Source organism: Maribacter sp. R86514, from assembly GCF_044597005.1.
Lineage (GTDB): Bacteria > Bacteroidota > Bacteroidia > Flavobacteriales > Flavobacteriaceae > Maribacter.
The window spans coordinates 1,894,621-1,915,439 of record NZ_CP138999.1; the positions used below are offsets into that span (position 1 = coordinate 1,894,621).

23 protein-coding genes are annotated in these 20,819 nt (G+C 33.6%); 13 read left to right on the plus strand and 10 right to left on the minus strand.

Annotated features, from left to right (window positions below):
- The 4 genes from SJY30_RS08400 to SJY30_RS08415 are packed head-to-tail and all read right to left on the minus strand — an operon-like array spanning position 1 to position 3,880.
- Positions 1-1,659 (minus strand): ArnT family glycosyltransferase, encoded by a 1,659-nt coding sequence (locus tag SJY30_RS08400; RefSeq protein WP_396635105.1) that lies wholly within the window; start codon positions 1,657-1,659, stop codon positions 1-3.
- On the minus strand, positions 1,656-2,225 hold the full coding sequence (locus tag SJY30_RS08405; RefSeq protein ID WP_396635106.1) for a phosphatase PAP2 family protein: 570 nt from the start codon (positions 2,223-2,225) through the stop codon (positions 1,656-1,658). The genes SJY30_RS08400 and SJY30_RS08405 overlap by 4 nt, the downstream gene beginning before the upstream one ends.
- 5 nt (positions 2,226-2,230) lie before the next feature.
- On the minus strand, positions 2,231-2,458 hold the full coding sequence (locus tag SJY30_RS08410) for a hypothetical protein (RefSeq protein WP_036152971.1): 228 nt from the start codon (positions 2,456-2,458) through the stop codon (positions 2,231-2,233).
- Positions 2,459-2,512: 54 nt separating this feature from the next.
- A complete protein-coding gene (locus tag SJY30_RS08415) occupies positions 2,513-3,880 on the minus strand; it encodes an MATE family efflux transporter (protein ID WP_396635107.1) in 1,368 nt (455 codons plus the stop codon).
- Positions 3,881-4,184: 304 nt separating this feature from the next.
- On the opposite strand from SJY30_RS08415, the gene SJY30_RS08420 reads away from it, so the two are divergent.
- On the plus strand, positions 4,185-4,586 hold the full coding sequence (locus tag SJY30_RS08420; RefSeq protein WP_396635108.1) for a response regulator: 402 nt from the start codon (positions 4,185-4,187) through the stop codon (positions 4,584-4,586).
- Positions 4,587-4,592: 6 nt separating this feature from the next.
- On the opposite strand, the gene mazG is transcribed toward SJY30_RS08420, so the two are convergent.
- Positions 4,593-5,369 carry a nucleoside triphosphate pyrophosphohydrolase gene (mazG, locus tag SJY30_RS08425; RefSeq protein WP_396635109.1) on the minus strand — a complete coding sequence of 259 codons (777 nt, stop codon included), beginning with the start codon at positions 5,367-5,369 and terminating at the stop codon, positions 4,593-4,595.
- Between the two features lie 168 nt (positions 5,370-5,537).
- On the opposite strand from mazG, the gene SJY30_RS08430 reads away from it, so the two are divergent.
- The 6 genes from SJY30_RS08430 (at position 5,538) to SJY30_RS08455 (ending at position 11,421) form a co-directional block, all read left to right on the plus strand.
- The gene (locus SJY30_RS08430; protein ID WP_396635110.1) at positions 5,538-6,371 is read left to right on the plus strand and encodes a sugar phosphate isomerase/epimerase family protein; all 834 of its coding nucleotides are present in this window, start codon (positions 5,538-5,540) and stop codon (positions 6,369-6,371) included.
- An 81-nt stretch (positions 6,372-6,452) separates the two neighbouring features.
- Positions 6,453-7,283, plus strand: coding sequence for an SMP-30/gluconolactonase/LRE family protein (locus SJY30_RS08435; protein ID WP_396635111.1), 831 nt, complete (start codon positions 6,453-6,455; stop codon positions 7,281-7,283).
- Between the two features lie 202 nt (positions 7,284-7,485).
- Complete coding sequence (locus SJY30_RS08440) at positions 7,486-8,220, plus strand: MIP/aquaporin family protein (protein WP_396635318.1); 735 nt, start codon at positions 7,486-7,488, stop codon at positions 8,218-8,220.
- 10 nt (positions 8,221-8,230) lie between these two features.
- Complete coding sequence (locus SJY30_RS08445; protein WP_396635112.1) at positions 8,231-9,106, plus strand: alpha/beta hydrolase; 876 nt, start codon at positions 8,231-8,233, stop codon at positions 9,104-9,106.
- Between the two features lie 8 nt (positions 9,107-9,114).
- Entirely contained in the window at positions 9,115-9,798 is a 684-nt protein-coding gene (locus tag SJY30_RS08450; protein WP_396635113.1) for a GDSL-type esterase/lipase family protein, read from the plus strand.
- 9 nt (positions 9,799-9,807) lie between these two features.
- Positions 9,808-11,421 (plus strand): family 20 glycosylhydrolase, encoded by a 1,614-nt coding sequence (locus SJY30_RS08455; RefSeq protein WP_396635114.1) that lies wholly within the window; start codon positions 9,808-9,810, stop codon positions 11,419-11,421.
- 26 nt (positions 11,422-11,447) lie between these two features.
- On the opposite strand, the gene SJY30_RS08460 is transcribed toward SJY30_RS08455, so the two are convergent.
- From SJY30_RS08460 to ruvX, 5 genes are all read right to left on the minus strand, one after another.
- Positions 11,448-11,861, minus strand: coding sequence for a response regulator (locus SJY30_RS08460; RefSeq protein WP_396635115.1), 414 nt, complete (start codon positions 11,859-11,861; stop codon positions 11,448-11,450).
- Entirely contained in the window at positions 11,861-12,952 is a 1,092-nt protein-coding gene (locus SJY30_RS08465) for an ATP-binding protein (RefSeq protein ID WP_396635116.1), read from the minus strand. Before SJY30_RS08465 ends, SJY30_RS08460 begins: the two co-directional genes overlap by 1 nt.
- A gap of 226 nt (positions 12,953-13,178) precedes the next feature.
- The gene (locus SJY30_RS08470; protein WP_396635117.1) at positions 13,179-13,607 is read right to left on the minus strand and encodes a DUF5606 domain-containing protein; all 429 of its coding nucleotides are present in this window, start codon (positions 13,605-13,607) and stop codon (positions 13,179-13,181) included.
- A 60-nt stretch (positions 13,608-13,667) separates the two neighbouring features.
- Positions 13,668-14,258, minus strand: a complete 591-nt coding sequence (gene def / locus SJY30_RS08475; protein WP_396635118.1) for a peptide deformylase — start codon at positions 14,256-14,258, stop codon at positions 13,668-13,670.
- Positions 14,259-14,669, minus strand: a complete 411-nt coding sequence (gene ruvX / locus SJY30_RS08480; RefSeq protein ID WP_396635119.1) for a Holliday junction resolvase RuvX — start codon at positions 14,667-14,669, stop codon at positions 14,259-14,261. It abuts the gene before it with no gap.
- Positions 14,670-14,768: 99 nt separating this feature from the next.
- Between ruvX and SJY30_RS08485 the strand changes: the two genes are divergently transcribed.
- From SJY30_RS08485 to SJY30_RS08510, 6 genes are all read left to right on the plus strand, one after another.
- The gene (locus SJY30_RS08485) at positions 14,769-15,584 is read left to right on the plus strand and encodes a 2,3,4,5-tetrahydropyridine-2,6-dicarboxylate N-succinyltransferase (protein WP_396635120.1); all 816 of its coding nucleotides are present in this window, start codon (positions 14,769-14,771) and stop codon (positions 15,582-15,584) included.
- Between the two features lie 252 nt (positions 15,585-15,836).
- Entirely contained in the window at positions 15,837-16,673 is an 837-nt protein-coding gene (locus tag SJY30_RS08490) for a glycosyltransferase family 2 protein (RefSeq protein WP_396635121.1), read from the plus strand.
- A 59-nt stretch (positions 16,674-16,732) separates the two neighbouring features.
- Positions 16,733-17,782, plus strand: coding sequence for a hypothetical protein (locus tag SJY30_RS08495; RefSeq protein ID WP_396635122.1), 1,050 nt, complete (start codon positions 16,733-16,735; stop codon positions 17,780-17,782).
- A gap of 101 nt (positions 17,783-17,883) precedes the next feature.
- The gene (locus SJY30_RS08500) at positions 17,884-18,996 is read left to right on the plus strand and encodes a glycosyltransferase family 4 protein (RefSeq protein ID WP_396635123.1); all 1,113 of its coding nucleotides are present in this window, start codon (positions 17,884-17,886) and stop codon (positions 18,994-18,996) included.
- The gene (locus tag SJY30_RS08505) at positions 18,997-20,064 is read left to right on the plus strand and encodes a glycosyltransferase (RefSeq protein ID WP_396635124.1); all 1,068 of its coding nucleotides are present in this window, start codon (positions 18,997-18,999) and stop codon (positions 20,062-20,064) included.
- Positions 20,057-20,818 carry a glycosyltransferase family 2 protein gene (locus SJY30_RS08510; RefSeq protein ID WP_396635125.1) on the plus strand — a complete coding sequence of 254 codons (762 nt, stop codon included), beginning with the start codon at positions 20,057-20,059 and terminating at the stop codon, positions 20,816-20,818. Before SJY30_RS08505 ends, SJY30_RS08510 begins: the two co-directional genes overlap by 8 nt.
- Position 20,819: the final 1 nt, after the last annotated feature.

Genomic DNA, 20,819 nt, shown 5'->3' on the forward strand with positions numbered 1-20,819 from the left:
TTAGTAAATATGCAGTAGGTGCATTTTACGTGTCACCTTCTTTCGGGTATTAGGGTTTAAGAATTTGCCTTGCAAACGTGTAATTCTAAATTGATCTACGGAGAGTTGGGAATCCCAATCAAAACCTTTTTTCTCTAGCATAGCCATCTCATCATCGTTCACATATACCCAAACATCTTTTTTATTCTTTAAGACCTCTGGTGTAGTAATTTGAACTGGAAATTGATTATAGAAATCTAAAGACCATGTATGATCACTACCTACTTTGTAAATACGCTCTACCGGAATATCTTTCTCAGCGATAACTTTAGACATTGAAGACCCCCCTTGGTAATCCAAAAGATTTGGATAAAAGTGGAGATTTAAAACAGCGTTTAAAAGTAAGGATGCACAAACTGATATCGTTATTAGTTTTGCATATACATTTTCCTGCTTTAAAGCATAGTATACCACCATTATTGCCGCAACAACCAAACAGATGTAAGCCAAAACACTATGTAATTTAAAAACATAAAAGCAAATTAAGGCAGAAGCAATAAATACAATACTTAATACAAAATATTGCCCAATCATTAATCTCTTTACAGTTTGCAACTTACTGTTAGCATATAAATTATAAACATATGCTGCAGTGATAATTGCAAAAAGAGGAATAGTAATATTTAGATAATGTGGTAATTTAAACTGCGCAAAACTGATGATTATGAATATTAATGTTATACCACCAACGGTTAAGAATTCCGATTCTTGAACGTTTTTAAATTTATGTTTTATAAATGCCTGTATTTTAGTGTAAAATGCGGCAATACCCAATATTGTCCAAGGTAGAAATACCCAAATAAACGTATGAAAAAAGAAAAAGTAATCGCTACTATTTTTTCCAATACCTTCACCACTTAAACGTTCAAAACTTTGCTCCCAAAAAATAAAGAATATACCACTACGATTGTCCTTGCCACGAATTACCTTTTCTGGATGTAAGTCAAATTGCAAGTAATAGGCATATAACATAGGAGTAATCGTCACTGCAAATACCAAAAGTGCCAATAGCACTTTCCAACTTAAAAACGATTTCCATTTTCCTGTATAGAATAAATGACATAAAATAGGCAGACCTATAACCAAAAGAGCAATCTGCCCTTTGGTAGAGAATGCTATACCGGCTGCAAAAGCTCCTATAACAATTGCCGATACACTACCCTTTTCAATATACTTTGCAAGTTGCCAAATAGCTAAAATACTGAACCCCGTTAGTACGGCATCGGTACGAACGTCTATTGCACCCAATACAATGGTTTGGGCGGTCATAAAAATTAATGCCGAAAGTTTACCAACATGTTTGTTATATAGCAGACTACCTAATCCATAACAACTATATGCAGCCAATAACGTAGCTAGTATTCCGGGAATACGATAAGACCAATCATGAATACCGAATATTTTATAAGATAAGGCTGCCAACCAGTAATGCATATGCGGCTTATCCAAATACTCTTCAGGTCCTTTAAAAAGACTAAAAAAATCATTTTCCTGAACCATTCTCATGGCCATTACGGAAAACTGTGCAGAATCATTTTCAAATAACGTCACGAACATACCTGCGACGTATACCAAAAAAATCAAAGCTATTAAAAACCAGTACCTTAGATTAGATATCATAGGGAGAATTTGCGAAGTGCAAATATAAATAACTTTACAAACAACCAACCGAATAACGAGCCTATAACCGCACCGGTAATTATATCTAGTGGAAAGTGTACCCCAATGTAAACCCGACTATAGGCAACCAATGCTGCCCAAAGCACTAAAAAGAAGCCTATGTATTTCATTTTAGATTTTAAAATGCTACCAAAAAATACAGCCAGCGCAAAGGAGTTTGATGCATGCGCAGAAAAGTAACCAAATTTACCCCCACAATAACTTTTCACCAATCTCATATAGGGTTCAACTTCTGAATCATGACAAGGTCTTAATCGAGCAACTCCGTACTTAAAAAAATTTCCTAATTGATCCGTTACAGTTATCATTAAAGCAACAGAAACTAAGAGCAATAAGGTCTTTTTAGCACCATATTTCTGAAACGAAAGTATCAGTAAAAAAAGATACAATGGTATGGCACTAAATTTATGGGATACGAATTGAAAAAAATTATCCCATTGCGGCGTACCTAGCCCGTTGAGATATAAAAAAAAGTCTTTATCTAACTGTAATAGCTCTTCAAGCATAATAGTTAATCTTCGTATCTAGACACCTCACGATCATAAAAAGCGGTGGCCGCTTTTATTAAGTTTTCTGCCTCTTCTTCCAATTCTTTTTCATCTTCCTTAGAAAATTCTTCGAGCCATTCAACTTCATCATCTTCAAGGTTGATAATAAACCTTGGGAACTCTGTATGCACTACAAATATTGCAGTAGGATAATCTGTATTATCACCCAATAAAAATTTTGGAAATTCCATAAAAATTATAATCTATTAATTGAAAATTCATTCCCGCCAATGATACAAACACCCTTATGCGGCAATTAGTTTTTTAGTTAAATAATCAAATCGAATATACAACATAATAGCCGATGCCGTTAGTCCTGTGAGCAAACCAATCCAAATTCCAGTACTTTTTAAATCTGTATGTAGACATAAATAATAGCTAACAGGAAAACCGATAAGCCAATATGAAATAAAAGTTATCAGAGTAGGTATTTTAACATCTTGTAAACCACGTAAAGCACCTAATACAACCACTTGTACTCCGTCAGAAATTTGAAAAAATGCGGCTACTAACAACAATTCTGCTGCAATTACCAATACTTCTGTATTATCGGTCAAATTGGTCATATCTTCAATGTCCAAATATAAGGACGGAAACCAATGTCTACCGATCAAGAATAAAGCTGCAAAAATTATTTCCAATAAAAAAGTCAAGAAAAATATAGATTGCGCAATTCGCCTTAATTCTTTAAAATTAGCCAATCCTTTCTGGTTCCCCACCCTGATCATGGCGGTAACCCCTAGACCCATACCGAACATAAAGGTCATACTACTCAAATTCAGTGCAATTTGGTTTGCGGCTTGTGCATTCTTACCTAAAACACCACTTAACCAAATTGCCGAGGTAAAAATACCGACTTCAAAAAACATTTGCAAAGCAGAGGGGAAACCAAGTTCAATAATCTTCTTCATTACGGCTTTTTCGATTCTAGAAAAATTGAAACCGGTAACGTAATACTTGAACTTCTCTTTAGTTTTTAAAATGAACCAAAGGTATATTACCATAAAAAATCTAGAGACAAAAGTACCTATGGCGGCACCAACAATTCCCATTTCTGGAAATCCGAAATTACCGAAAATCAAAAGATAGTTTAAGATAATATTAATGATATTAGCCACAACGGTAGCATACATCGGGTATTTGGTCTGAGACAACCCTTCAGAAAACTGCTTAAATGCTTGAAATATGATTAACGGTACTAATGAAAAAGCAACTAGATCCAAATAGGGCAATGCCAGTTCTACAACTTCTAAAGGCTGTTTCATGGCATACATAATTGGCTTTGCCAGTAAAATAAGCCCAAACAGGGTTAACCCTAGCACAGTACATAAAACTAGACCATGCTTTAAAGCGCTTTTTGCATTTTCCTTATTTCCTGCTCCATCCGCTTCAGCCACTAAAGGTGTAATTGCAGTTGAAAAACCAATACCCAAAGACATCGCTATAAAAACAAAACTATTGCCTAATGATACCGCTGCCAATTCGGCCGTGCCTAATTGCCCCACCATAATATTATCTGCCAACTGCACAAAAGTATGACCCAACATTCCTAAAATAACAGGAACCGAGAGCTTAACATTATAACGAAATTCTTTAGTGTAATTTTTAAACAAAACCTAAACAAAAATTTTGTCAAAGGTACCGTTATTTGTACGAATTATGCGTTATAAAACTTACGATATAGTATTTTTAAAATTAGCTGTTGAGCAGTGAAAACAAATCATTTTACTAATTGCAAGCTTCCACTCCAAAGTACCAGTTGGCACATTGAAAACGAATAATTGTGTAGAAGACCATAAGGTTAATCTCACTAAATATTTTTGAAAACACAATTAATCATTAATCTATTAGTTAAATAAATACTAATACCTTGTAGCTAGTCGTTATAAATATCAACTACCATTAATTATAAGTATTATGAACCTTGATCCCATGGTTTGGATTATCGATGATGACGATATATCTAAATATGTAATGAAGCGATATCTTAATCAGTTATCGATAACGAATGTTATCGATTTTCCAGATTCAGTTCAACCGCTAAAGTTAATTCAAGATAACTACAGCTCAGTAGATAAATTACCCGATATCATTTTCTTAGATCTGCATATGCCCATTCTTAATGGCTTTGATTTTATTGAAGACTATAAAATACTTGCAGATAAAATTGGAAAAAAAATTAATATCGTCATGCTTACCTCATCGATAAATACCGAAGATGTTGAACATGCTAAATCTTATACGGAAATAACCGATTATTTCATTAAACCTATAAAATATAAAGATTTGGCAAGAATCATGAAAGTAGAACTAAAATAGCAATTATTACTCTTTAGCTTTCGCCTCGTTCCAATACACATCCATTTCTTCCAATGACATATCATTCATTTCCTTTCCATTTTCTTTTGCCTTAGTTTCAAGGTATTGAAAACGTTTTATAAATTTTTTATTGGTGCGCTCCAAAGCGTTCTCTGGGTTAACACCCAAAAATCTGGCATAATTGATCATAGAGAAAAGCACGTCGCCAAACTCGGCCTCGATTTTCTCCTTATTACCGGCCGCTACCTCAATTTGCAGCTCACCAAGTTCTTCTTGTACTTTTTCAAAAACTTGTTGTGGCTCTTCCCAATCAAACCCAACACCAGAAACTTTATCTTGTATTCTATTGGCTTTCACCAAAGCAGGCAAACTTTTGGGCACCCCTTCTAGAACACTTTTTTTGCCTTCCTTTAATTTAATCTGTTCCCAGTTTCGTTTTACGTCTTCAGCATCTATAACCTTTACATCGCCATAAATATGTGGGTGTCTATTTACAAGTTTATCACAAATGGCGTTAGCCACATCGGCAATATCGAAATCATTGGTTTCAGAGCCGATTTTAGCATAGAAAATGATATGTAAAAGTACATCACCCAGTTCCATCTTTACCCCATTGAGGTCGTTATCTAAAATAGCATCTCCCAATTCATAGGTTTCTTCAATAGTTAAATGTCGTAAAGATTGCATGGTCTGCTTTTTATCCCACGGGCACTGCTCTCGTAACTCGTCCATAATGGTCAACAACCTATCTATTGCCTCTAATTGTTCCTTTCTGCTATTCATAAATGTGCTTTTCACAAAAGTACATAACCATAGATCGACTCGCTAAAAATCCTGTTTTGTTTTCGTACATTTAAAAACATATAATTTATTTGACAATTTGCCCTACTCAGGCAGCCATCATATTTTAAATTATCTTTTTAAAGTACAACAACTAACAACACAACAAGAATGAAGACACGTAGAGATTTTTTAAAAAACCTATGGTTATTTAGTACCGCCACGCTTTTAATGCCACAAATCGGTTTAGCCACGACCAAAAAATCAGGTTATGGTGTGCAACTTTATTCTTTTAGAGATGGCATGCTAGCAGACCCCAAAAAAACTTTAGAGCAAATTGCAAGTTTAGGCTTTAAAGAGATAGAAAGTGCAGGTTCATCAAAAGGGTATTACTACGGACTTACACCTTCTGAAATGGCATCAACATGTAAGCAATTAGGAATGTCTCTAACTAGTGGCCATGTACATTTAGATGATAAATTTGAACAAACAATGGAAGACGCCGTAGCCTCTGGACAAGAATATTTAATATGTTCATCATTGCCAACAGAAGGGCAAACAATAGATAATTACAAAAGCGTAGCAGAGCAGTTTAATATTGCCGGCGAAGCTTGTAAAAAGCGAGGATTGAAATTTGGTTATCATAACCATGAGTATGAATTTGAATCTGAAAATGGAGAAGTACTTTACGATGTTCTTATGGATAATACACAAGAGGATTTAGTGCATATGGAGCTAGATTTGGGCTGGGTGGTAGTGGCAGAAAAAGATCCTTTATACTACTTCAAAAAATATCCAGGTAGATTTCCCTTATGGCATTTGAAGGATATGAATATGCATGAAAAGGTAAGTACAGAATTTGGCAAAGGTATTCTTGATATTGACTTAATGCTGAAAAACAAAGAATTATCTGGCGTAAAGCATATTTATATTGAACAAGAAGAATATGCAAATAACCCATTTAAAAGTATGCAGTATAATATGAAATATTTAAACAACATATAAGCTAGAATAATGAAAAGCAACTATAAATTTTTGAATATAATCAGCTTAGCAATATTAACATTCTCTTGCAAATCGCAACAATTGCCTTTAATACAAAACAATGCAAAACCGGTTCGAATCTCTAATGAATATAGCTTTACAGAAGGCCCTGCTGCTGATAAGGACGGAAATGTATACTTTACAGATCAACCTAATGATAAAATTATAAAATGGAACGCCACTGACAATTCATTTACCGTATTCAAAGAACCGGCAGGTAGGGCAAATGGATTGTACTTTGACCATAATGGCCATTTGTTGGCGGCTGCCGATGAAAAAAATGAATTATGGCGTATTGATAAAAATGGAAACGTCGACACCTTGATTACAACTTATAAAGGCAAAAAATTAAACGGACCTAATGATATTTGGGTAGACTTAAAAGGAGGCATATATTTTACAGACCCTTACTACCAAAGGGAATATTGGTCAAGAACCAAAGCTGATCTAACAGAAAAAAACGTATACTATATATCTCCAAATACAAAAGAAGTTTCAGTAATTGCCACCGGTTTTGTTCAGCCTAACGGAATAATTGGCACTGCCGACGGAAAAACACTTTATATTGCAGATATTGGCGATAAAAAAATCTACTCCTACGCCATTCTTGAAGATGGTGAATTAAGCGATCGCAAACTTTTTACAAACATGGGCTCAGATGGTATGACTATCGATAATAAAGGAAATGTTTATTTAACCGGAAAAGGTGTTACGGTTTTTAATTCTGAAGGAAAATTACTGAAGAATATACCCATAAATGAGAATTGGACAGCTAACATAACTTTTGGCGGTAAAAATCAAAATATATTATTCATTACCGCAATGGGAGCCATTTATACCTTACCAATGAATGTTCATGGGGTCAGGTATTGAAAATACCCTATAAAAGTCTTTTTCATTGACTCGAAAAATTCTTAAATCACGTTTTTAAAGGCCTCAATTGAAGGAAAACAAATCATGAATCATTGATATTCACACAATTCGGGGTTGTAAATTGTTAATTACGCAACAAACACATTTAAATATTCATAATTCCTCGATTTTAATTATCTTAAACGACTTAAAATCCAACCAAATTATGATTACGTATATTTTTGAATTTATTGGCACCGCAATGTTAATTCTAATAGGAAATGGCATAGTTGCCAACCTCGTTTTAAAAGGAACAAAAGGAGCTGATGCCGGATGGACAGGTATTTCACTTGCCTGGGGTATTGCGGTGTTCATTGGTGTCTTTATTTCTGCCGATGCCAGCGGTGCTCATTTGAACCCTGCGGTTACCGTTGCGCTTGCCGTTGCCGGAAAATTTTCATGGACATTGGTACCTGGCTATGTTGTTGCCCAAATTTTAGGAGCCATGATGGGTAACCTTTTAGTATGGTTCAATTACAAAAAACAATATGAAGCTACAGAAGATACCGATGCAATTTTAGCCACCTTCTCCACTTCACCAGCAATTAAAAGTCCGTTTTGGAACTTGGTTACCGAAATCATTGGCGCTTTTGCCCTTGTTTTTGGAGTGTTTTATATTGCCGGAGGAAGCATGGGTGACAGTGCAGTATCATTAGGGTCATTAGATGCCTTACCGGTTGCACTATTAGTAATGGGAATTGGCTTTGGTCTGGGCGGACCTACGGGTTACGCTATTAATCCTGCACGTGATTTTGGTCCGCGATTATTACATGCTATTCTTCCTATAAAAAATAAAGGTAATAGTAACTGGGGCTATGCATGGGTGCCAATTGTTGGTCCTATCATTGGCGGAGTATTGGCTGCACTATTATACATGTTTATCGAAACCATGCAATAAATTAAAGAAAATGAAGCATTTTATACTACTTACCTGTATTTTTATATCTATGAATGTACTTGCCCAAAAAACGGTAGACCTGCCTTATGAAGAAAGTCCCACTGTAAAATGGTCTACAGCAGAAAGGGAGTATTACTCTGACATTTGGGAAAATGAAGTTATTACCAATGTTTCGGTACCTAGATTAGAAGTTTCTGAGGCAGACACGCCAAATGGTACCAGCGTTATTATAGCGCCAGGTGGCGGACTTTACGGCTTAAGCATTGAAAGTGAAGGTAGAGCTGTCGCTAAATGGCTGAACAAACATGGTATTACCGCTTTTGTACTAAAATATAGATTAGTGCCAACCGGTGTTGATGGTATTCAAGAAATTTCGAATGAAGCTGAAACGAACCCAGCTAAGATCGGTGAGCGGGTTACACCAGTTTTACCATTATCTATAGCAGATGGGCTTGCTGCAATTACGTATGTGAGAACAAATGCTACCAAAATGAAATTAGACCCTAACAAAATAGGGTTTATGGGTTTCTCTGCTGGTGGAGCGGTAACAATGGGGGTAACCTTTAATTATACCGAAGCTAATAAACCTAATTTCATAGTACCAATATATCCTTGGATGACGGTAATATCTGAATATACCGTACCCCAAGATGCACCGCCAATGTTAGTGATTTGTGCATCTGATGATCCACTAGGGTTAGCTAAGCCAAGTACCGATTTATATTCTGCCTGGTTAACAAACGGAAAAAATACAGGAATGCACATGTACTCTAAAGGCGGACACGGATTTGGAATGAAGGTTCAAAACCTGGCATCGGACAATTGGATAGCAAGATTTCACGAATGGGCATTGACGGAAGGGTTTACCGTAGTTAAAACACAATAAACATGCTTATGACAACACCTCTTTTCAATAGCATCAAAAAAATTAAAATACTTACCATTTTTGCATTAATAGCTTCGCTACAAAGCTTTGCCCAAACGGAAAATGTATTTACAAATGAGGTAAAAGATATCACCGTTAAATATGACAGTATTTGGGACTCCAATAAAGAGACCATTGTTTTTACCGGTAGTTCTAGTGTACGGCTATGGGGAGATCTAAAAGAAAAATTCCCCGAACATCAAATTGTAAATAGTGGTTTTGGGGGTTCGCAAGCATCAGATCTGTTGTTTTTTATAGATGAATTAATATTATCCTACAATCCTAAAAAAGTATTTATCTACGAAGGTGATAATGATTTATGGGCAAAAAAAAGTCCTACTGACGTTCTTAATACCACCACAGAGATCATCCGTCGAATAAAAGCAAAAAATGCGTCTACACAAGTTATTTTAATATCGGCAAAACCAAGTATCAGCCGATGGAAAATCAGAAATAAATATAGAAGGTTAAATAGAAAAATGAATCGTTTTGCAAAAAGTGACCCAACCCTATTTTACGTAGACGTCTGGAAGCCTATGTTGAACAAAAGAAAACTAAAAACCGATATATTTATTGAAGACGGTTTGCATATGAACCAAAAAGGCTATGATATTTGGTACGATGCCATGAAAGATTTAGTAAACCAACCTTAATTAAATTACATGATGAAGACCTTTTGCATTCGAAGTCTATTTTTTGCAAGCTTGACCCTACTTTTAATAGCATGTACCGAAGAAAAGAAAGAACGCATTGTAATGCCCATTACAGATTTGTCTGATGAAAGCCTAATACCAAAACCTTTAAAAACGATACCAACCAACTCTGCGTTTGCTTTAGATCAGTTTACAGCTATCTACACTTCTAAAAATGCTACTGGTTTTGAAGAAGTAGGTACATTTTTAGCCAGCAAAATAAAAGATAAAATTAATCTTACCATTCCGGTAAATAGTCAAGGTGCCAATACGGTAGAAAGAGTAATTTATATCAACCAGAGCGATAGTACGGATTTAGCCTCAACTGAAGCATATCAACTGTACATTAATCAAGATTCTATCATCATTAACTCCAATACGGCCGAAGGAGCGTTTAGAGGTATACAAACCCTAAGACAATTAGTGCCATTGAAAAGTAATGACACCTTAGCACCTCAAAAAATATGGCCAGTACCTTCGGGTAAAATTATCGACAGTCCTAATTTTGAATATAGAGGCTCGATGTTAGATGTGGCTCGACATTTTTTTAGCGTTGATGATGTTAAAAAGTATATTGACCTGTTATCATATTACAAAATAAATATGCTTCACTTGCACCTAAGTGACGACCAAGGTTGGAGAATTGAAATTAAATCATGGCCCAAGTTAACGGAAGTTGGTGGTAGCACAGAAGTTGGTGGAGAATCTGGCGGGTTCTATACACAAGAAGATTATAAAGAAATAGTACGTTACGCAGCAGAAAGGTATATGACCATTATCCCTGAGATCGATATGCCCGGTCATACCAATGCAGCGTCTGTTTCGTACCCATTCTTGAATGGCAACGGAAAAACCCCTAAATTATATGAGGGTATGCGTGTCGGTTTTAGCACTTTTGACACAAGGAAAGATACGGTGTATGCATTTATAGACGATGTAGTAGAAGAAATAGCAGCCATTACGCCCGGCCCGTATTTTCATGTGGGCGGTGATGAAAGTCATGTCACCAAAAAGAAAGACTACATATACTTTATCAATAAAGTTGAAAAAATAGTTCAAAAACATGGCAAACGCATGATCGGTTGGGACGAAGTTGCCATTGCCGATATAGACGCTACATCAATTTCTCAATGGTGGGCAAGTGAAGAGAATGCCCAAAAAGCAGTTGATAAGGGAATGCAAATTATTGTTTCTCCGGCTAAGAAGGCATATTTAGACATGGAGTACGACACCTTATCTAAATTTGGACTTCATTGGGCAGCATATATACCTGTAGACACCGCTTATAATTGGACACCCGAAGAGTACGGCGTACCAATGAAGAATATACTTGGGGTCGAAGCCCCACTTTGGTCAGAAACCATCAGCAATATTGATGAACTTGAGTATTTGGCTTTCCCAAGAATAATTGGGTATTCTGAATTAAGCTGGAGTATTAAAGAAAATAGAGACTGGGAAAATTACAAAGTAAGGTTGGCAGACCAAGCTCCATTTCTTGATAGAATGGATGTAAAGTACTACCAATCTAATTTAATAGACTGGAAAAAAAGCGATTATAGTTATAAAACCATAACAAAAGATTAATCAAAACTTTAAACAAGTTGCCTTGATCAATCTTCAAGGCAACTGTTTATCTTGATAAATGTTTGGCTTAATTGATCACAATTTAATGGTTTTTCAACATAATCTTTTACATTATCATATTGTGCAGCTTTCATCCTGTCTTCGGTTCTACCTGATGAGGTTACCAAATAAATTTTAGCATTAGGACATAAATTAAGTCGCTTTCTTTCCTCTAGAAATTCCCACCCGTCCATAACCGGCATGTTAAGGTCTAGCAGAATAATATCTGGATCTTGGTTTGTCGTTATATACTCAATGGCTTCTCTGCCATTTGAAACAGATTTAAAGTTTTTAAACCCTAATTTTCCCAAATGAGATTTGGTGATGAAATTGGTAATATCGTCATCATCGACAATTAAAATATTATTTAAATATATCATTTTATTAAAATTATAGTTCATTATAAAATTATTTTGAAGGTGCTACCTTGATTAACTTTACTCTCTACAGAAATACTACCACCATTTTCCCTAATAATACTATTTACTAAGTAGAGACCTATTCCAAGACCATCTACATGGTCATGCATTCTTTTAAAAAGACCAAATATCTTTTCTTTGTTGTTACAACTATCGAAACCGATACCGTTATCAGCTATTTCAATGTGGCATTTACCTTCAATTTCTTTGATACCCACTTTTATGATTAATTTTCGCTTCTCACACCTGAATTTAATGGCATTTGAAATTAAATTTTCTAATATCAAATTCAATTGATCTCGGTTATACTCTACTTGTTGGCAATTGCTGAAATTTTGTTTAATAATGATTCTATTCTTGATGATTACCTGTGAATGATCATTTTTAATCTTATCCAATAGCTTAGAAAAGCTTACTTTCTCAACTTCACCACCAAAGTTAGATTTTACCGAAATTATCGTATTTAATGCTCTAACCTTATCGCACATACTTTGTCCTGCCTCATTGAGTTTTGTAAAAATCGGTTCAAGTTCTAATGGTAAAGCATTGCTGTTCGAAATCATCATTAACAAACTTTTAATATTGGTTAATGGTGCCCTTAAATCATGTGCCGCAACATAAGAGAATTCTTCTAATTCTTGATTTTTACGTTTAAGGTTTGCGTTTACGTTCTTTAAATCATCTTTAGTTTCCCTGAGTTTCTCTACCGTAGTTATAAGGTTGGTTACATCTAAAGAAGTAAAACCTAAATATTCACCTACTTTAAAGGCTCTTATCATAAATTTATGCTCACTAACTCCATTACTGAACGTTAGTTCATCAAAACCTATAGGCACACCGGTCACTAAAACATTTTTGTAAGCTGCATATCTTTCACTATTTTTTAGATAAGGAAAAATATCCAATAAACTTTTGCCGATCATTTTTTCCCTAGATATACCTAGTTTGGTTTCAGCAGCCAAATTTATATCAACGAATATGAGATTCTTATCAAGGATAACAAAAGGGGAATATGAATTATCGAAAAAGGCACCCTTTATTTCGCTGCTTAAATTTGTTATTACGTTATCCATTTTTTTTGAAAATTGTATTGTATTTCTAGGCAAAGATGTAATAACACGAACAAAACTTATATGATCAGAAGACGGCAGGTTGTTTTCTCAAGACGAATAAACGTTTACTATAGACGAACGATAATCAAAGACTTTATAAATAGTAATATCTAAAAGGTTGTAAACGAAAAAGGGCGCTAACTCTATTTTTCAAGAATTAACGCCCTATTCAATAAAATACTATAATTTACTCTTCTTCAGCAGTTTCTGCTTCTTCGTTTTCTAGACTATTGAAGTCGGTTATCTTATTTTCAATTAAAATATTATACCATTGTATAACTTTTTTAATATCACTAACGTAAACACGATCTTCATCATAATTAGGTAATACTTCAAAGAAATACTCTTCTAATTTTATTTTTTCTTCTTTGTGACCGATAGATGTTTTACCACCATTTTCCTTTTCATGCATTTTCTTGAATACGTCTCTTAAAGGCACTTCCTCCTCTAGAGTATAAATAGCTATTTCAGACAACACACTAACACTACTACGCAAACTTACCGTTATTCTTTTTCCATCTAACAAAGACTCTGCTACAAAACCTGTTCTGGTTTGGGTAATCAATTTATATAAACCTGGTTTTCCCGCAACGGATAAAATTTTCTCTAACCCCATATACTATTTTAAATTTTCAGTAGACAAATATTACACTTTTCTATTAATTATAATGGCATTTTAACGTCCTTTTTTCATAGCAGGAAATTTCATACGATACTCTACATTGATTTTTCCTTTAGAAATATTGGTCAATCTACTCTTTAACATTCTCTTCTTTAAAGAAGATAGTTTATCGGTAAATAACACTCCCTCTATATGATCATATTCGTGTTGAATAACACGAGCTAAGAGACCATCAAAGGTTTCTTGGTGCTCTTTAAAATTTTCATCTAAATAAGTGATTTTAATAGTATCTTTTCTACTTACATCTTCGCGAACATCGGGTATGCTAAGGCAGCCTTCGTTAAAAGCCCATTCATCACCAGTTTCTTCTTCAATGGTGGCATTGATAAAAACTCGTTTAAATCCGTCTAACTGTTTTTGCTCATCTTCAGTTAAATCCTCATCACCAGAAAACGGCGTAGTATCTACCAAGAAAATACGAATTGGTAGTCCTATTTGTGGTGCAGCAAGACCTACACCACTGGCATTATACATGGTCTCCCACATGTTAGCGATCAAATCATTCAGTTTTGGATAATCTTTATCGATATCATCCGCTACCTTTCTTAATACGGGGTCACCGTATGCAATAATGGGTAAAATCATTTATACTGTTTTTAAAAAGTCTTGTAAAATAATCGTTGCGCTGATTTCATCGATCAGTGCCTTGTTCTTTCTTTGTTTCTTTTTTAATCCGCTATCCAACATGGTCTGAAAAGCCATTTTAGATGTAAAACGCTCATCATGCCTTTTAATAGGAATTTTTGGGAACGTCTCTGCCATCTTTACTAAAAATGGTGCAATATGTACTTCAGATTCAGAAGCGGTATTATTCATTTGCTTGGGCTCACCTACTACAATGGTATCCACATTTTCACGAGGTATATAGTCAGATAAATAGGTGAAGATTTCTGAAGTATTGACCGTAGTTAAACCGAATGCTATCATTTTCATATCATCGGTTACCGCTAGCCCAATACGCTTTTCTCCATAATCAATTGCAAGAATTTTTCCCAAACTTAATTTTTGGCAAAAATAAAGGATAATTTGTTATATGTGCCTTTGCGCTCGGGTAATTACTGTACTTCAACTTATATTTGAGGAAATTTTATGAAAATGACAGAATTAAGAGCACAAATAGAAAAAGCATGGGAAAATAGAGACCTTTTAAAAGAGTCTGCTACCCAAGATAGTATTAAAGAGGTGGTAAACCTTTTAGACTTAGGAAAATTGAGGTGTGCCGAACCAACTGCAGACGGATGGCAAATCAATGAATGGGTGAAGAAAGCGGTAGTAATGTATTTCCCTATTCAAAAAATGGAAACATTAGAAGCTGGTATTTTTGAGTACCACGACAAAATGCCGTTAAAAAGAGGGTATAAAGAAAAAGGAATTAGAGTGGTACCAAATGCCGTAGCAAGACATGGTGCCTATATTTCTGCAGGTACCATCTTAATGCCTAGTTATGTAAATATCGGTGCCTATGTAGATGAGGGTACCATGGTAGACACTTGGGCAACAGTTGGTAGCTGTGCACAGATAGGTAAAAATGTTCACCTAAGTGGTGGTGTTGGTATTGGTGGTGTTCTAGAACCCTTACAAGCTTCACCGGTAATTATAGAAGACGGTGCCTTTATTGGTTCTCGCTGTATAGTTGTCGAAGGTGTTAGAGTTGAAAAAGAAGCGGTACTGGGTGCTAATGTTGTTTTAACAATGAGCACAAAGATCATCGACGTTACAGGGGAAACCCCAGTTGAAACAAAAGGTGTTGTACCCGCGCGTTCAGTAGTAATACCTGGTAGCTACACTAAAAAATTCCCAGCAGGTGAATTTCAAGTACCGTGTGCATTGATAATCGGAAAAAGAAAAGAAAGCACGAACAAAAAGACATCTTTAAATGATGCACTTAGAGAGTATGATGTAGCTGTATAAAACTCTTCATTTTCACTCCATTTCCTTTCTAGGGTATTTTATAAATTAAAATGCCTTAGAAAGGTTTTTTTATTTCTTTTTTTTAGGAATTAAACGCAACCATTTTTAAACATAAACTCTTATACCCAGAAGAAGTGTACTTAACAGGATAGTCGTTGTGTAAGAAATTTACTTCTTAACACAATTTTTTAATTCTTTTTTTGTTATAACTTTGTTCGCTCCGATTAGAGCAAACCTATCAAATTGGATTGTATGATTACCAAAAAAAATCAACTTACCGCATTAATTATTACCTATAACGAAATTGGTTACATTAAAAAATGTATAGAGTCTATCTCTTTTGTCGATGAAATTATTGTAGTTGATTCTTTTAGTACCGATGGCACTTATGAATATTTAAAGAGTAACCCTAAGGTAAAAGTCATTCAAAATCCGTTTGAAAATTTTACCGCTCAAAAATCTTTTGCCCTAAAACAAGCCAAGAATGACTGGGTTTTATTTTTAGATGCAGATGAAGTGGTTTCAGATGCCTTACAAAGCGAAATTATAGAAACAGTATCCAGTGATACTGAAATAGCAGCATTCTGGTTTTATCGCCAATTCATGTTCAAAAATGAAAAATTGAATTTCAGCGGATGGCAAACAGATAAAAACTACCGACTTTTTAGAAAAAGTAAAGCTGTATTTTCCGATTGCAAAATTGTTCATGAAACATTGGACGTTGATGGAACTTCTGGCATTTTAAAAGAAAAATTGACGCATTACTGTTATAAGAGTTATGAAGACTATAAAGGTAAAATGCTTAAATATGGTCGTCTAAGAGCGCAAGAAGAATTATCTAACAGTAAAAAATTCAATTATATAAAGCTTTTCGTCAAACCAACCTGGAAATTCTTTCATAATTACGTATTTCGTCTAGGTATATTAGATGGTTTAAAGGGCATAAATGTATGCTACCTAAATGCCTTAAGTGTGTATATTAGATATAAAGAACTTCATAAATTGGAAAAAACAATAGAAAAACCTGTTTTTTCTAAACTAAACAATATTACCCAAATTGAACTTAGATCAAAAAGACTGGCTTCATAATTCATTTTACTACTTCACATTTAGTTTACTTTTTCATAGATAAGGTGTAATATTGAATAATGAAAATTCTATTATTCGAAATTAGTACTAGCCATGAAGAATGTATTTATAGCCAAGTAAAATTTTTAACAGATTCTGGCTATAAAGTAGATTTATTACTTAATGCATCACTTAAAAGTAGTGTTCATTCTTACAAGAACCTATGCAATGCAATTCAATTCATAGTACCCGTTGAAAATGGTATTTTCAATAAAATAGACCAACAAAGAAGACTAATTAAAATTCTTAAAAATTACCCTATTGTTGTGTTCAATACCGCTAGCTCGAGTAAAATAGTAAGAAATCTTACTATTCTGCTATCTTGTTACAAAATGAAGTGTATAGGAATACTGCATAACGGTAAAAAACTCAACGATAGTTTTACTCAAAAGTTAATCTCTTTAAAAATTAAAGATTATTTAGTTTTAAGTGATTACATAAAAACTAATATTGATCAAAAAAAGGGACTTAAAGTTGAAAGCTTTTATCCATGCTATTTTCCTATCTACAAAGACGAAATAATTAAACCTAGTAATGAAATTTGGATTTCGATACCCGGTAGAATTGATTTAGGTAGAAGAGATTTCGATTTACTAATAGATTGTCTTTCATTAAACCAAATAGATGTTAATATTAAATTTATAATTTTAGGTAAATTAAATAAAGAATCTAGAGAAGGCAGAGCCATTTGGCAAAAAATAACAAGTAACAAATTACAGTCTTCATTTATAATATTTGATGAATTTATACCTAATAACGTTTATCACAATTATTTGATGAAAAGTGATTATATAATGCCGCTACTTAAGAAAAGTGCTGATTACTTAACTTATAAAATATCTGGAAGTTTTAATTTAGCTTATGCCTATAAAAAATCATTACTATGCAATAGCTATTTTAACACGATACCTGATTTAAAAGAAAATGCACTGTTTTTCGACGATAATAATTTGTCTATAGTTTTAAATAAGATTTCAGGTAACGAGTCTATTAATACAGCTAAATATTTAGATGATAAATGGCTATACAGAAATCAAAAAGAAAAATATATTCAATTCATATCAATTTAAAAATAGCTTAGTTAATGCAAAGGATTTAAGATTACCTAAATAATTCTTTTAAGCAATTAACAAATAATATGTAGTTTTATACCCAAACCCAAATTCATTCAATGAAAATAGCTTACGATGCAAAACGTATTTTCCATAACAATACTGGTTTGGGCAATTACGGTAGAGACATTGTTAGAATATTACATAAACAAGGTTTTGTAGATCACTATTATCTCTTCAATACTAAAAAATCCGAACTTGAAGGTTGTATGCCCTATGAAGACACAACTATAGTTTACCCAAAAGGATTATTATGGAGAACAATTCCTTCCTTATGGAGGCTTATTGGTCAGTGGAAACAGGTAAAACCGTTAAACGTATCATTCTATCATGGTTTATCTGGTGAAATACCTATTCAAATTACAAAGAACAATATACCAAAAATTGTAACCATTCATGACCTAATATTTTTAAGTCATCCTCACTATTATAATTTCTTTGATCGCATAATCTATAAGATTAAATTTAAGTACGCTGTAAATGTCGCCGATCATATCATTGCAATTAGTGAACAGACAAAAAGTGACACTATAAAATATTTAAAAGCAGATGAAAATAAAATAAGTGTTATATACCAAGGATGTAATGCTGTATTCAAAAAGCAATATACCGAAAACGAAAAGCTAAAAAATCGTCAAAAATTTAATTTACCTACCCAATATGTACTTAATGTTGGTACGCTTCAAGAACGAAAAAATGCACTAACATTAATTCAGGCAATACATGGTACAGAACATCATTTAGTACTAGTAGGACATGAAAAAGGATATGCAAAAGCATTACACAAGTATATTTCAACCAACCATTTAGAAAAACAAGTAACTTTTATAAAAAATATTACAACAGAAGATTTAGCGTTAATTTACCAAAATGCAACAATATTTTGTTATCCATCTATTTGCGAGGGCTTTGGCATACCGATTATTGAAGCATTGTTTAGTGGTTTACCCGTCATCACAACTAAGTTTGGATGTTTCCCAGAGGCTGCCGGTCCAAATTCCTTATTTGTTAACCCTACTGATGAAAATGAAATTAGGTCTAAAATCAACTTATTATTTGAAGATCCGAAATTAAGATTGAAACTTACGCAAACTGGACTAGAGTACGTACAAAAATTCTCTGATAAAAATGTGGCTAACAACCTAATGAACCTATATAAAAAAGTTTTATAAATGCAAAACATTTGCTTTTTTAATACTGCAAAAGCTTGGGGCGGAGGTGAGAAATGGCATTTAGAAATAAGTACTTTTTTACACCGCAAAGGCTATGCTGTAATTGTCTTTGCTCATGTTAAAAGTGAACTAATAAAGCGCTTAAAAGAGAACAAAGTTCCATGTATTGGTATTTCAATTTCAAATTTAAGTTTTATAAATCCTGTTCAACACCTAAAACTTACTTCTAAATTTCTCGAATTAAATATTTCTACAATTATTTTAAATTTATCTAGCGATGTAAAAATAGCAGGGTTCTGTGCCAAAAAAGCAGGAATAAAACGTATAATTTACAGAAGAGGAAGTGCCATCCCAATTAAAAATTCTTTTTTGAATCGTTATTATTTCAAAAATGTCTTGACAGACGTACTAGCTAATTCCTTAGCTACAAAAAAGACAATTAATGCAAATAATAAAGCACTTTTTAAGAAAGAAAAAATTGAAGTAATTTATAATGGTATTGAAATAAAACCAATGGTCGAAAATCAAAGTTCATCAATTTTCACAATAGTGAACTTAGGTCGACTTGAATATCAAAAAAATCAAACATTTTTAATAGAACTAGCTTCGGAATTAAAACAAAGAGGTTTAAAATTTAAATTAATAATTGGTGGTGAAGGTAGCTTAAGAAAGAACTTAGAGGAAACCGTACAAAGGTTAGATGTCACCAATGAAGTTGAGCTGCCTGGTTTTATAGAAAAACCGTTAAAATTCATAAATAAAGCAGATATTTTCGTTTTGCCGTCTTTATGGGAAGGTTTTGGTTATGTATTGGCAGAGGCAGCACTTTGTAAGAAACCCATAGTAGCTTTTGATATCAGTAGTAATCCTGAATTAGTATTAGACAATAGAAGTGGTTATTTAACGAAAGTTGGTGATATAACTAAATTCTGCGATAAAATTGAAATTTTATACCATAACAAAGAGTTAAGTGAGCAAATGGGGTTAACCGGTTATAATCATATCGCTAAAAATTTTGATAAGAACCTACAATTAAAAAAAATTGAAGATTATCTGATAAATGAATAAAGCAAACCAAAAAATATCAGCTTTATTAATCACTTACAACGAGGAAGATAATATCAACGAGGTATTAACTAACCTTAGTTTTGCCGACGAAATTATCGTTGTTGATTCATATAGTACAGATAACACGATTAACTTAATTAAAAAGCATAAAAATGTTCAATTAATTTGTAGAGAGTTTGTAAACTACACGGATCAAAAAAAATACACGCTTGAGCAAGCTAACTATGATTGGGTTTTGTTTATCGATGCAGATGAAAGAATAACTCCATCATTAAAAGCCGAAATTTTAGAAGTTATAAACAGACCTCATAAAATCGTAGCATATTATTTTCAAAGAACATTTATGTTCAAAACAGAAAAATTACGATTTAGTGGTTGGCAAAGTGATAAAAACTACAGGCTTTTTAGAAAAAGTAAGGTACATTTTAATCAAGACAGAATTGTTCATGAAACATTGGTCGTAGATGGCCTATCTGGAACTCTATCGAACAAACTATTACATTATTCTTACAAAGGCTACGAGGACTATAAAAGAAAAATGTTGAAATACGGTAAAATGAAGGCCAGGGAAGAGGTAAAGAAAGGAAAAAAAGCTAGATGGTATCACTTTATTTTTAGACCACTTTATAAATTCTTAAATCATTACATCATTAGATTAGGTATTTTAGATGGTAAAAAAGGGCTTACTATTTGCTATTTAAATGCTTTGGGCGTTTGGGCCAGGTATAAAGAACTTAAACTACTACAATCTTAAA